General features: G+C 63.2%; 14 protein-coding genes. 6 read left to right on the top strand and 8 right to left on the bottom strand.

Translation table 11 applies throughout. The features are described from left to right. Nucleotides 1–138 precede the first annotated feature (138 nt). Together FHT82_RS29435 and FHT82_RS29430 are read right to left on the bottom strand one after the other, a co-directional pair. Nucleotides 139–612 (bottom strand): VOC family protein, encoded by a 474-nt coding sequence (locus tag FHT82_RS29435; RefSeq protein WP_183736244.1) that lies wholly within the window; start codon nucleotides 610–612, stop codon nucleotides 139–141. Between the two features lie 95 nt (nucleotides 613–707). Beyond that, nucleotides 708–917, bottom strand: a complete 210-nt coding sequence (locus tag FHT82_RS29430; protein WP_183736243.1) for a DUF1127 domain-containing protein — start codon at nucleotides 915–917, stop codon at nucleotides 708–710. Between the two features lie 101 nt (nucleotides 918–1,018). Here FHT82_RS29430 and FHT82_RS29425 point away from each other — a divergent pair, with 101 nt between their 5' ends. Further along, entirely contained in the window at nucleotides 1,019–1,891 is an 873-nt protein-coding gene (locus FHT82_RS29425; protein ID WP_183736242.1) for a LysR family transcriptional regulator, read from the top strand. Nucleotides 1,892–1,939: 48 nt separating this feature from the next. On the opposite strand, the gene FHT82_RS29420 is transcribed toward FHT82_RS29425, so the two are convergent. From FHT82_RS29420 to FHT82_RS29405, 4 genes are all read right to left on the bottom strand, one after another. After that, a complete protein-coding gene (locus tag FHT82_RS29420; RefSeq protein ID WP_183736241.1) occupies nucleotides 1,940–2,920 on the bottom strand; it encodes an SDR family oxidoreductase in 981 nt (326 codons plus the stop codon). 109 nt (nucleotides 2,921–3,029) lie between these two features. Continuing rightward, nucleotides 3,030–4,190 (bottom strand): M20 aminoacylase family protein, encoded by a 1,161-nt coding sequence (locus FHT82_RS29415; protein WP_183736240.1) that lies wholly within the window; start codon nucleotides 4,188–4,190, stop codon nucleotides 3,030–3,032. A 3-nt stretch (nucleotides 4,191–4,193) separates the two neighbouring features. Next, complete coding sequence (locus FHT82_RS29410; RefSeq protein ID WP_183736239.1) at nucleotides 4,194–5,432, bottom strand: Zn-dependent hydrolase; 1,239 nt, start codon at nucleotides 5,430–5,432, stop codon at nucleotides 4,194–4,196. Beyond that, entirely contained in the window at nucleotides 5,429–6,628 is a 1,200-nt protein-coding gene (locus tag FHT82_RS29405; protein ID WP_183736238.1) for a diaminopropionate ammonia-lyase, read from the bottom strand. The genes FHT82_RS29410 and FHT82_RS29405 overlap by 4 nt, the downstream gene beginning before the upstream one ends. Before the next feature lie 100 nt (nucleotides 6,629–6,728). On the opposite strand from FHT82_RS29405, the gene FHT82_RS29400 reads away from it, so the two are divergent. From FHT82_RS29400 to FHT82_RS29390, 3 genes are all read left to right on the top strand, one after another. Continuing rightward, nucleotides 6,729–7,193 carry an Lrp/AsnC family transcriptional regulator gene (locus FHT82_RS29400; RefSeq protein WP_183736237.1) on the top strand — a complete coding sequence of 155 codons (465 nt, stop codon included), beginning with the start codon at nucleotides 6,729–6,731 and terminating at the stop codon, nucleotides 7,191–7,193. Between the two features lie 27 nt (nucleotides 7,194–7,220). Further along, nucleotides 7,221–7,733: an AAA family ATPase gene (locus FHT82_RS29395; protein WP_183736236.1), complete on the top strand. Its 513-nt coding sequence runs from the start codon at nucleotides 7,221–7,223 to the stop codon at nucleotides 7,731–7,733. A 102-nt stretch (nucleotides 7,734–7,835) separates the two neighbouring features. Beyond that, complete coding sequence (locus tag FHT82_RS29390; protein ID WP_183736235.1) at nucleotides 7,836–8,645, top strand: pirin family protein; 810 nt, start codon at nucleotides 7,836–7,838, stop codon at nucleotides 8,643–8,645. A gap of 15 nt (nucleotides 8,646–8,660) precedes the next feature. Here the strand turns inward: FHT82_RS29390 and FHT82_RS29385 are convergent, their stop codons facing one another. After that, nucleotides 8,661–9,422 (bottom strand): sulfite exporter TauE/SafE family protein, encoded by a 762-nt coding sequence (locus FHT82_RS29385; protein WP_183736234.1) that lies wholly within the window; start codon nucleotides 9,420–9,422, stop codon nucleotides 8,661–8,663. Between the two features lie 249 nt (nucleotides 9,423–9,671). On the opposite strand from FHT82_RS29385, the gene FHT82_RS29380 reads away from it, so the two are divergent. Beyond that, nucleotides 9,672–10,406: a carbonic anhydrase gene (locus tag FHT82_RS29380; protein WP_183736233.1), complete on the top strand. Its 735-nt coding sequence runs from the start codon at nucleotides 9,672–9,674 to the stop codon at nucleotides 10,404–10,406. Between the two features lie 84 nt (nucleotides 10,407–10,490). Then, nucleotides 10,491–11,297 (top strand): class I SAM-dependent methyltransferase, encoded by an 807-nt coding sequence (locus FHT82_RS29375; protein WP_183736232.1) that lies wholly within the window; start codon nucleotides 10,491–10,493, stop codon nucleotides 11,295–11,297. 129 nt (nucleotides 11,298–11,426) lie between these two features. Here the strand turns inward: FHT82_RS29375 and FHT82_RS29370 are convergent, their stop codons facing one another. Next, nucleotides 11,427–12,770 carry an FAD-dependent oxidoreductase gene (locus FHT82_RS29370; protein ID WP_183736231.1) on the bottom strand — a complete coding sequence of 448 codons (1,344 nt, stop codon included), beginning with the start codon at nucleotides 12,768–12,770 and terminating at the stop codon, nucleotides 11,427–11,429. Nucleotides 12,771–12,885: the final 115 nt, after the last annotated feature.

The raw sequence follows: 12,885 nt of genomic DNA, 5'->3' as shown, positions 1-12,885 counted from the left end.
CAATCTCAATTAGAAATTTTGGAAATCTCTGTGATCACAGGGCGAAGCATCAGCTCGACGCCGGGGCTGTTGTTTGAGGAATCACACCAGTCGGTGGCCCCTAACATCGTGATCTTACCATTTGCAGGACCTGTCGCTTCAGCCGCGGCGGGCTGCCTCGATGGCTGCGACATCGATCTTGCGCATGGTCATCATCGCGTCGAAGGCGCGCTTTGCCTCGGCTCCGCCTGCCTGCATCGCTTCCATCAAGGTGCGCGGGGTGATCTGCCAGGAGATGCCCCATTTATCCTTGCACCAGCCGCACTCGCTTTCCTGGCCGCCATTGCCGACGATTGCGTTCCAGTAGCGGTCGGTCTCTTCCTGGTTTTCCGTCGAGATCTGAAACGAGAAAGCCTCGCTGTGCTTGATCGAGGGGCCGCCGTTCAGCCCGATGCAGGGGATGCCGGCAACCGTGAACTCCACCACCAGCACGTCGCCCTGCTGGCCAGCGGGATAATCGCCGGGGGCACGGTGGACGGCGCCGACTTTGCTGTCCGGAAAGATCCCGGCGTAAAAGCGGGCGGCCTCTTCGGCGTGCTTGTCATACCAGACGCAGATCGTGTTCTTGTGCATCGCGTGGTCCTTTGGTGTTCTTCCCCTGATGGCAGTGACATAAGGGACAAAGCGGTTTTCTCCAGTCCAAGCGCGCATTTTAGAAATTGTGGCTGCTATCCCCAGAACCACGATTTGTTGACCTCCGTCCGCGCCTCCGCCGGGCTGATGCCGATATCGCGGAGCTGATCGTCGGACAGGTCGGAGAGCACCAGCCGCTCGCGGCGCTTGCTGAGATAGAGGTTGAGGCTCATCAGGCAGCGCCTGACAATGCCGCCGCTTGGGGCGCGATCCATTGTCGTCGGTATTTCCACATCTGATGTCATCGGGCATCTCTCGGCTTTGGTCTTGGGTGCCTCGAAAATGGACTGGTACATACGCGTAAGGAAGCTTATGGTTTTTATGCAATCCATAAGGAATTCTTCTGATGTTGAACCTCGACCAGCTCGCCGCTTTCGTCAGCGTCGTCGATCTCGGCAGTTTTACGGCTGCAGCCGATAGGGCGGGGCTAACGCAGCCTGCCGTCAGCCTGCAGGTGAAGCTGCTGGAACAGCGGATGGGTGTAAGGCTGATCGAGCGTATCGGCCGCCGGGCGCTGCCATCCGCGGCGGGCGTCGAGTTGCTGGCCCATGCGCGCCGCATTCTCGGCGAATGTCTCGCGGCCGAGGAGGCGATGACGCCCTATAGGGAGGGGGCGGTGGGCCGCGTGCGGATCGGCAGCGGCGGCACGGCTTCGATCCATCTGCTGCCGCCGGTGATTGCCGCCGTCAAGAAGCGGATGCCGGGCCTGGAGATCGTGGTTCGTGTCGGCAATACCGACGAGATGGTGCGCGATCTCGAAACCAACGCGCTCGATATCGCCGTCGTGACGCTGCCGGCTTCGGGCCGTTCCATTGAGATCGAGCCCTTTTACGAGGACGAGCTTGTCGCCGTGGCGCCGAAGGGCAGCACGATGCCGGAGGGTGGACCGACGCCGGAATTCTTCGGGGACAAGGTCATGATGCTCTATGAGGGCGGCAATACGCGCCGCGCCACCGACGAATGGTTCGAAGCCTCGGGCATGCGCAGCCAGCCGACGATGGAGTTCGGCAGTGTCGAGGCGATCAAGGAACTGGTTGCCGCGGGGCTCGGATGGTCGATACTCCCGGGACTTGCCCTGAAGCGCGATCGAGGCCGGTTCGTGACCTCACCCGTTCATCCGCCGCTCGTGCGCCAACTCGGCGTGGTCATCCGGCGCGACAAACATTTGACGAGGGGACTGCGCGAGGTCATGAAGTGCCTTCGCGCATTCGAGCCTTAATAGAACGTCCGGCGCCTGTTGGTGGGCGCCGGGCTTGAAGGAAGGCGGTTAACCGAGGGCACTCTGTTCGGCGCAGATGCGGTCGATCAGGGCGTCGAAATCGCCCTTCGGCGGACGGCCCTTCGCGAAACGCTGCTTCAGATGCATGATCGGCTCTTCGAGGATTTCGTCCAGGCTTTGGGCGCAGGCGAAGTCGCCGGCCACACGCTTGACCTTGGAATTATCGAAAATCGCCGTCCAGGCCTTGTCGCCGGTCAGCGGGCCGATCCATTCCGGATTGTACTTGACGAGCGTATCCGTCGGCACATGCACGATCCTGGCTTCGACGCCCAGCAGGCGGGCGATCGCCTGTTGGATATGGTCCCAGATATGGGCGTGATCGTTGGTGATGTGGAAGATGTCGCCGAGTGCCGCCTGCTTGCCGAACAGGCCGACGAAGGGCACGGCGAAATCCACCGAGCGGGTCAGCGTCCAGGGCGTGTGGCCGTCGCCGGCGACGATGGTCGGCTCGCCGTCCAGCATGCGCCGCGCCATGATATCGCTGTCGCCCATCATGATCGGCAGGCCGGTGCGAACCGTGTGGCTGGGGCGAACGATGGTCCAGGCGAGATTGTTGGCCTTCTTCAGCAACTCCTCGCAGGCGATCTTGGCCTGGCTGTAGGGCCAGTAGGGATTGATTGCCGGCGTCTCCTCGGTGATCACGTAATGGCGCGCCGGCTTTTCATAGACCGAGGCTGAGGAGATGAAGATGTACTGGCCGCAATGGCCCGAGAAGATCTCGATGTCGCGGGCAATCTGATCGGGCGTGAAGGCGATGAACTGGGCGACGACATCGTAATTGGCCTTGGCGAGATCGGCATAGGCAGACGATCCAAGCTCGCCGACGATGGAGGTGACGCCTGCGGGCAGGGGATCGCCTCGCAAGCCTCGGTTAAAGACGCTGACATGGTGGCCTTGAGCGACGGCGCGCTCGACGCAGGGATAGGAAATCTGGCCGGTGCCGCCGATGAAAAGGATGTTCAGAGCCATGTGGGGATCTCCGTGTCGGATGGGGCGGGATTATCGATAATCTTCATAGCGCGAAAGAAATGGGGCGTCTCGTGCAAAATGGCTGGCGTCGACAATCGTACTCTTGCGTTCATCCTGCTGATACCGGCAGCCTCCGTCGCACGATGCTTGCATGGAACTTCGCGCCGTGGACCAATCCGTCATCGTTGAAATCGAAAGTGGGATTGTGGAGGGGTGCGGAATCCTCGCCGTTGCCGAGGAAGACGTAGCAGCCGGGCTTCAGAGCGAGGAAGCGGGCGAAATCCTCCGATGCCGTCATCGGTTCCTTGCGGATCTCGATGCTCTCGGGTGCGAAGATGTCGCGGGCGACTACGAAGGCTTCTTCGGTCAGGGTGGGATCGTTCAACAGGGGTACGAATTCCCTGGTGTAGTTGACCTCGGTCAAGACGTTGTAGGTGAGCGCGGTGCCCTCGACGATAACACGCATCTGCTTTTCGATTTCGGCGCTGACGTCGGGGTGGAAGCTTCTGCAATCGCCGAGGATGCGGGCGAGGCCGGGGAGCGCATTGCGGGTGCCGTCGGTCAGGAGTTCGGTAACGGAAACGACGCCGATATCGGTGGGGTCGAGACGGCGGGCGACGATGGTCTGCAGGTTCATGACCAGCGCGCAGGCGGCGACAAGCACTTCGTTCGTGGCGTGCGGGCGGGCGGCGTGGCCGCCGGTGCCCCTGAGCACGATCTCGAAATTGTCTTCCGCCGACATGAAGGCGCCAGCACGCGTCTGGAAATGGCCTGTTGGCAGGCCCGGCATATTGTGAAGGCCGTAGATCTCGTCGAAGGGGAAGCGCTCGAAAATGCCGTCTTCGATCATGGCAAGCGCACCCTTGCCCCATTCCTCGGCGGGCTGGAAGATGAAGCGCACCGTCCCGTCGAAGCCGCCGTCTGCGGCGAGCATGCGGGCGGCGCCGAGCAGCATGGCGGTGTGGCCGTCATGGCCGCAGGCATGCATGACGCCGGGATTGCGCGAGGCATAGGGCCGGTCCGCCTGTTCGGGAATGCGCAGCGCATCCATGTCGGCCCTCAACGCAATCGAGCGGTTGCCGTTGCCGCGTTTCAGCGTGCCGACGACGCCGGTGCCGCCCACGCCTTCCGTGACATCGTCGAGCCCGAATTCGCGCAGTTTTGCGGCGACGAAAGCAGAGGTCTGCTTCTCCTCGAAGCCGAATTCCGGATGGGCGTGCAGGTGGCGGCGCCAGCCGCGCATGTCGGAGATCAGTTGATCGAGATCCATCGGTTATTCCTCTTGCGTCAACCTGCTCGCCACATCGAGCAGGATATTGGCGCCGGCGACGATATCATCATCGGCGGTGAATTCTCTGGGATTGTGGCTGATGCCGCCCTGGCTTGGCACGAAGATCATCGCTGACGGAGCAATGCGGGCGATCATCTGGGCATCATGGCCGGCGCCCGAGGTCATGCGCCGGCACGGGAGTGCGCGCGCTTTGGCGGCCGTTTCGATCTCGGCGACGATGCGCTCGTCGAATGTGACGGGCTCGAAGCGGGCCAGCCGCTCTACCGCGATTGTCACATCCTCTTCGGCAGCGAGCGTTTCGAGGAAGCGGGCAAGGGCTGCTTCCTCCTGCTTGAGCCTGATCTCGTCGGGATCGCGCAGGTCGACGGTGAAGATCGCCTTCGAGGGGATGACGTTGATGGCGTTCGGCTGGAATTCCATGCAGCCGACGGTCGCGACCGTCGGTGTGTTCGAGGCCTTGGCGCGCTCGCGCAGGAAGGTGATGACGCGGGCGGCGGCATGGCCGGCATCGCGGCGCATGAAGATCGGCGTCGTGCCGGCGTGATTGGCATCGCCCTCGATCGTCACTTTCTGCCAGGAAATGCCCTGCAGGTTTTCGACCGCGCCAAGGGGGATGCCCTCGCGCTCCAGCACCGGGCCTTGCTCGATGTGGAGCTCGATATAGGCATGCGGCGTCAGGAAACCCGGTTCCTTGTCGCCGGCATAGCCGATGCGATCGAGCTCGTCACCAAGCGGTGATCCGTCGGTTCCAACAGTCGCGAGCGCTGCATCGATGTCGAGCCCGCCAGCATAGACGAGCGAGCCCATCATGTCAGGCGCATAACGCACGCCTTCCTCATTGGTGAAGGCGGCAACGACGATGGGACGGGCGGGCACGAAGCCCGCTTGTTTCAGGGTCTCGATGACTTCGAGGCCTGACAGTACGCCGTAACAGCCGTCGTAGATGCCGGCATCGATGACGGTATCGATATGCGAGCCGAGCATGAGCGGCGCGCGGCCTGCCGTGCCATCGGGCGCCCAGATGCCGAACATATTGCCGATCCTGTCGATGGCGAGTTCGAGACCGGCGTCCTCGATCCAGGCGGCGAGCCGGTCGCGGCCTTCCTTGTCGGTATCGGATGCGGCAAGGCGAATGAGGCTGCCGTCGGCATGGCGACCGATGGTGCCGAGTTCACGGAGCCGGCCGAGCAGCCGGGCGCTGTTTATGGAAAGATTGTTCATGCTGCACCTCGCGACAGTACCTCGTCAGGCGAGAGCCCGACAATCTCTCGGTATTTGCCGGGGTCGGTGGCGCCCTCGGTGTTGACGACGAAGATGCGGGAATTCGGGCCGATGGAAAGGGCTGCCATTATCTCGGGGTCGGCGACCGCCTTCAGAAAACCGGCAAGGCCAACGCCGCCGCTTTCGCCTGATATAATGGCGGTGTCGCCAGTGACGGGGTTGGCAAGGTGCCTCATGACGGCAACGGCATCCTCCTCATCGACGGTCATGAAGGCATCGGCGACACGCGAGAGAATGCGCCAGGCGACCAGCGACGGCTCGTAACATTCGAGCATCGCCATGACGGTCGGCTCGCCATGCGGCACGGTGACCGGATGGCCGGCGCGGGCGGTCGCAAACAGGCAGGCGGCGCGGGCGGGATCGACGACTGTGAATACCGGCCGCTGCTCGCCAAGCGTGATCGCCAGATGCCCGGCAACGGCGGCAGCGATGCCGCCCACACCGGACTGGATGAAGACATGCGTCGGCGGGGCCGGCAGCTGCCTCAGCGCTTCGCGCACCAACGCCGTATAACCCTGCATGACGAGGCCGGGGATGCGCTCGTAACCCGGCCAGGACGTGTCGGAGACGATGATCCAGCCGCGCTCTTTCGCCACGCGCGCGGCCTCCCTCACGGAGTCGTCGTAGCTTCCCGTCACGCGGATCATCTCGGCGCCGAAGCGGGCGATTGCCGCGACGCGCTCGTCGCTGACGCCTGCATGCACGAAGATCGCCGCGCGCGCGCTGACGAGCCCGGCCCCTTGCGCGACCGAACGGCCGTGATTGCCATCGGTGGCGCAGGCAAAACACATGGTTTCGGCGATCATCCTGGCGTCAGGCGAGTGCAGCTCGGCTATATCGACCGGCCGCCCGAGCCTTGCCTCGGCCTCTTCGAGAACCAGGCGGATGACGGCATAGGCGCCACCCAGCGCCTTGAAGCTGCCGAGGCCGAGGCGCTGGCCCTCATCCTTCACATGGATGGCGGCGACACCTGATTCAGCGGCCAGGCCGGGAAGGGAGATCAGCGGCGTTTCGGCATGCTGGTCGCGATAGCGCAGGTGACGCTCCACGCCTTCTGCGGCAGCCAGGCTAAGCGTTTCCGCATCGCCCGTTACGAGCGGGCGTCGGTAGTCTGCATTGCCGTTGAGGATAAACATTGTGGCCTCACTTGCTGTCCGGCTGAAACATATTGCAGCAGACACGAAAAAGGCGCTGATATTTGATGCCTGTTTTGCAATTTTGTTTCGTGGAGTCCGCATGGCGGCACAACTCGATGCCTTCGACCGCAAGATTCTCGACATATTGCAGCGTGACAATACCACGCCGCAGCGCACGATCGGCGAGGCGGTCAATCTCTCGGCCCCGGCGGTGCAGCGGCGTATCAAGCGCATGACGGAAGAGGGTGTCATCCGCGCCAATGTCGCCGTCGTCGATCCCGCCGCCGTTGGCCAGGCGATCACCATTTTCGTCGAGGTGGAGGTCATCAGCGAAACCGCCGAGCAGATCGAGCAGGCCAAGCGTGAATTCGCTGCCGCGCCGGAAATCCAGCAATGCTATTACGTCACGGGCGAGGCCGATTTCATGCTCGTCATCATCGTGTCTTCGATGGCCGATTACGAAGCGCTGACGCGGCGCCTGTTCTTCGGCAACAATAATGTGAAGCGGTTTCGGACATTCGTTGCCATGGACCGGATCAAGGTTGGGCTCAGCGTTCCGATCTAAGCGTGATTTCAAGGGAGGTGCCTGTTCATGCTGATCATTTTCGGCGGTTTGCCGGGCAGTGGGAAGACGACGATTGCGCGGGCTTTGGCGAAGCGGCTTGGGGCCGTTCATCTGCGCATCGATACGATCGAACAGACCATACGGGCTTCGGGCATGTTGAGATCGGAGGTCGGGCCGGCGGGATATATGGTTGGATATGCTCTTGCCGAAGACAATCTGACGCTCGGCAATACCGTCGTTGCGGACTCTGTAAACGGCCTGACGATAACACGTGATGCCTGGCTCTCGGTCGCTGTCCGGGCGGGTGTACGGGCCGTCGAGATCGAAATCGTCTGTTCGGACAAGGTTGAGCATCGCCGGCGGGTCGAGACGCGGGCAAGCGATATTCCAGGGCTGATAGATCCGAGCTGGGAGAAGGTTATCACGCGCGATTATGACGATTGGGGGCAGAGACCCATAGTTATCGACAGTGCGAAGCAGGGCGTTGAGGAAGCTGTTGCGGAATTGCTGTCAAAGCTTGGGCCAGGCCGGCGTCGGTAACGGCGGGGGCGTGGCGCGGCAACGACCTGCTTTATTGACCTCAAACCGTATCAGGGCGCTAATGAGCCGGTATCGTCACTGCTTGCAGGCAAGGAGGACGCGATGCTGCTCAAGGGGGAACGAACCTTCGTTGTGCGCGACATGGGAGGGTTCATCGCGCATATCAATATGCCGGGATGGGTGAAGCCGAAGCCAACCGATCATGGGCATGGGCCGCTGGCGATGGTGGTCGAATCCATCCTGCATCCGGGCCGGCTGATTGCCATGCACGAGCACTGCAATGACGAGATCATCTCCTGGGTGCCTGATGGTGTGATGCGCCACGAAGATAGAGCCCACGGCCGGTTGGTTTGCGACAGCGGGCATCTGATGGTGATGAATGCCGGGCGTGGCTTCTGGCACTCCGAGGAGACGCTGGCGTCCGATCCGCCGCTGCGCATGCTGCAGATCCTCGTGCGGCCCGATGCGATCGATCTCGAACCTGGCATCCAGCATGGGGCGATGCCTGACAGCGCGCCCAATCGATGGCGGCATCTCGTCGGGCCGGCGGGGGGCGATGCGCCTTTCTTCGTTCGCAACCAGATCGACGTCTTCGATGTCCGGCTGGAACCCGGCATGCGGGTGGACTTCCCGCATAAACCCGGCCGCGAGCTCTATTTCTATGTGTTCAGCGGTGCAGTCCTCGCCGGCGGGCAGGCGTTTGGGGAAGGCGAGCAAGGGCTGCTGCTGTCGGATGAAGTGTTGACGGCAGAGGCGACGAGCGTCTGCCTGATGGTGGCCTTCCTGCTCGATCCCCGATCGCCTGTTACGAGAAAGGGGACGGTGGCCGACAACAGGAAAATCCCGCCGCCTGTCGTGATCCGTTTTGTGAAACGGTGGCAAGCGTTGAAGCGGCTGTGGCTGCGGAGTTGAAGATAGGCGTGGGCCTCAGCTCCAGTATTTGACGGCGTAGACAACAGTCATGACGGCGCCGGTGAGGATGACGAACCAGCGGACGATAGTGGCCGGCAGCACGCGCACGAGATAGCCGCCGAGATAACCGCCCACCAGGGCGCCTGACAGCATCGTCAACGTTTCGGGCCAGCGGACGGCGCGCTGGGCGATGAAGATAATAACGGCTGCCATGCTGACCGAGGTGGCGAGCAGGTTCTTCAGCGCCTTCACGCGGCGGATATCGTCGGGATCGGCAATTGAGAGAACCGCCGTCAGGATGACGCCGAGGCCGGCGCCGAAGAAGCCGCCATAGATAGACGAGAGGCTGAGGACGGAAAGGCCGAGACCGTGCGAGGGCTCGGCATCGCCCCGCCTTGCCTCCGCCCAGGCGGCGATGCGGGGCGAAAAGAGGAAGAGCAGGGTGGCAATGCCGATCAAGGCCGGAACGGGGAGAACGAAGAGCCGCTCGGGCAAGGCGAGCAGCAGTAGTGCGCCGATGCCGCCGCCGATCAGGCAGACGAGGACGGACGACCAAAGTTTGGCATCCAGCGGCAGTACCTTGCGGCGGTCGGCGAGAACGGCGAGCAGGTGGCCCGGCACGATCGCCACCGCATTCGAGGCATTGGCGGTGACGGGCGGCAGTCCGGCGGCAAGCATAGCGGGGAAAGTGAGCAGCGTGGCGCCGCCGGCAAGCGCATTGATCACGCCGCCCGCCATGCCGGCGGCAAGCAGCAACAATATGATCCCTGGTGTCATCGGCTTGCCTCCCGTCTCCCCAATGTATCTTTCGATGCATCAGGAGGCATCGCGAGGACAAGCCATCGATGGCCTCAAGGCGTTCGCGTTGCGAAATATTCCGGGAGGTGACGGGGCAAAGGCAAGGCAGATTCGCCGAGGGACTGGTTCGCAAGTCACCCGTTTGGGTGACTTGCGCAAGGCAGGCGCTTGCGTTGCCATGCGTAAGCGGGGCTCGGGTTTCAGTATCGTCGGTCTTGGGAGGGAAAAATGCATGGTTTTATACAACACCACAGCGTGGCTTGCGGCTGCGGCGGCTGTCCCGATGTTCCTGATGACCAGGGGCGCCGGCGTTTCCTGTGCGCTGCGTTGGGAAGCGCTGCAATTGCGGCCGGGGCTGTTATCTCATCGGCCGGGCCGGCATCGGCGCAGAGCACATTGGCGCCCGATGACGTGCTGAAGGCGATGATGGATGGAAACCGGCGCTTCATCGACGGGCGTCTGCAGTCCCTCAACGAGGACCTTTCGATCCTCAAGGCGAAGACGGCGGAAAAGCAGGAGCCCTTCGCGGCGGTGCTCTCCTGCGCCGATTCACGGGTGCCGGTGGAGTTCGTCTTCGACCAGAGCATCGGTCAGCTCTTCGTCGTGCGCGTCGCCGGAAATATCGCGACGCCGGAGATTATCGCCAGCCTTGAATATGGTGTTGCCGTTCTCGGCACGCGGCTTCTGATGGTGCTCGGCCACAGCAATTGCGGTGCGGTGAAGGCGACGATCGAGGGCAAAGCCGTGCCTGGCCAGATCGGCGCCCTCTATGCGCCGATCTGGCCAGCGGTGAATGCCGCTGGCGACAACCTCGATGCGGCGATCGATGCCAACGCCAAGATGCAGGCGACGCTGATCAGCCGGAGTTCGACCGTCATCGCGGGGGCTGTCAAGGAGGGGAAACTCAGGGTCCTCGCCGCGCGCTACGATATCGCCAGCGGGGTGGTTTCGCTGCTCGGTTAGGAGCCCCCTTGCGGGATGCTTGTTGAGCGTGGCGATTGGGGGTAGGTCTGGAATTGCTCTATCCCGATCAGCGCGGAGATCGCCATGTCCGGTGACACGCTTGCCCGTTCCTTTGGCCGGGAGGCCTTTGGGCTCAGTCCTGAAAATTATCACTCCGCCCGACCGGCCTATCCGCCGGCGGTTTGGGAGCTCTTGCGGCAGCGGGCCGGATTGCGACCCGGTATCTCGATATTGGAAATCGGGGCAGGGACGGGCCTCGCCACCGAACATCTTCTGGCGCACAACCCGCAGCGGCTTCTGGCTGTCGAGCCGGATGCGCGGCTTGCGGAATTCCTGCGCGCCCGGTTGCGCCGCCCCGAACTCGACGTGATCGAGCAGCCTTTCGAAGAGCTGAACGAGGTTCCGCAGTCCTACGATCTGGTCGTCAGTGCGACGGCATTCCATTGGCTCGATGCTGTTCCTGCGCTGCGGCGTATCCATGCCTTGCTTCGCCATAGTGGCTCTGTCGCCCTGATCTGGAACGTCTTTGGCGACAACAGCAGGCCCGATCCCTTTCACGAGGCGAGCGCGCATCTCTTTGCCGGGCACCGTCCAAGCCCGTCCGGCGGAGGGACGACGCAGACGCCTTACGGGCTCGATAGCGAGGCCCGGCTCAGGGATTTTGAGGAGGCTTCATTCCACGGCGAGCCGCCTGTCATGTTCGAGTGGACGCTGACGCTCGATCCGCCCGCGGTGCGGCGGCTCTATGCGACCTATTCGAATGTCGTGGCATTGGAGACGGAGAAGCGCGAGGCGTTGCTGGACGCGCTGGAAGATCTGACAAGGGACGATTTCGGCGGTATCGTCACCAGGAATATGACGACGTCGGTTTTCATCGGCAAGCGGGGGTAGAGCTGGAGCGTCGTCGCTGGAGAGGAGAAGGAGGACGGCAGGCGGACGCCTGCTACCCGGTGCCGGGCCTGCCGAACTGGCTGGGCTTGCATTTCACCACGCCGCCGGCGCCATGCCGGAGGTGCGGCCCTAGATCGCCGGACCCGGCCGCATGCAGCTTCCATCGGTGAAGCGCGACAGGCGGAAGCGGTTGAGATTGTGGCCGGTGGCATTTGCCTGGATCAGGTCCGAGACCACGCGGCCGATGCCTGGGCCGATGCCGAAGCCGTGGCCGCTCATGCCGGTCGCGACGAAGAGACCGGGGATTGTTTCCACGCGATCGACGATCGGCACGATGTCGGGCATGGCGTCGATCATGCCGGCCCAGGTCGTCTTCAGGCGAACGGTTTCGAATTGCGGGAAAAGGCGCTGGAAATTGCGGCTGATGGCATCGAGGCTGGATTGTTCGGGGGCGGGGTTCAGCACGCGCATCCGTTCGAACGGGCTTTCCGCATCCGCCGTCCAGTTGCGCGGGGTCGACCAGCTGTCCGGGTAGCCTTCGGGGGCTGCGGGCGAATAGTGCGTGCCGAAGGGGTGGGCCATCAGAGCGGGCAGGTATTTCGTCGCGTGGCGGAATACGTCCGGCCCGAGATGGAGCAGATGGCCTCCCGGCGCCAGCGTGTAGCCGCCATCCTGCCGGCGGCGGAAGGCGACCTCGGCTCCGGCGGCGGCGCCTGCGTGAATTTCGGCCATGGGTTCGGTCGCGGCGACGGTGGCGCGCACGGCAAGCTGCGGGATGGAGATGCCGTGCCGCTTCAGGAAAAGAGACGACCAGGCGCCGCCTGCGACCAACACGGTCGAGGTCTCGATGCGGCCGGCTTCGGTCCGCACACCGCTCACCTTGCCGGCGGATATATCGAGGGTACGTGCGGCGCAGTTCTCGACGATCGTCACGCCCAGCCGGGCGGCGAGCCGGGCAAGGGCGGGGACTGCGAGCCAGGGCTCGGCGCGCATGTCCGACGGCGTCGTCATCGCGCCCGTAAATTTGCGGGACATGCCTTCGAAGAGGGCTGCCGTCTGCCCGCCGTCGAGCAGGCGGGTGTCTAGGTCGTAGGCGCTCGCGAGCTTCATGAAGGTTTCGAAGCCGGCCATCTGCTTGTCGGAGTTGGCGAGATAGGTGACGCCTGTTTCGGTGAGGCCGATATCCTCGCCGCATTCTTGCGCCAGCTCTTTCCAGAGGCGGCAGGCCTCGATGACGATGGGCAGTTCGTCGCCATCGCGGCCCTGCTTGCGGATCCAGCCCCAGTTGCGCGAGGACTGTTCGGCGGCAATGCGTCCCTTCTCGATGAGCGTCACGGAGATCCTGCGCTTGGCCAGAAACAGCGCCGTCGTCACACCGATCACGCCACCGCCGATGATCACGACGTCGGAGGTTTTCGGAAGCGGGCCATGATGCCGGATGGGGTCGGAGACGGAGAAGGGGAAGGTGGGCAAACTGTGAATCCTGAGGGCTGACCGTTGGCTAACGATTGCTAGAGGCTCCAGGCCGGCAATTCAAGGCGATGTGAGCGAGTGGCCACCGAAGCCATGATGCCGTTGCCCCGTAGAG

Source organism: Rhizobium sp. BK275, assembly GCF_014193555.1.
Classification (GTDB): Bacteria; Pseudomonadota; Alphaproteobacteria; order Rhizobiales; family Rhizobiaceae; genus Rhizobium.
Note: the sequence above shows the minus strand (reverse complement) of the source record. Positions and strands in the feature narration are given on the sequence as shown.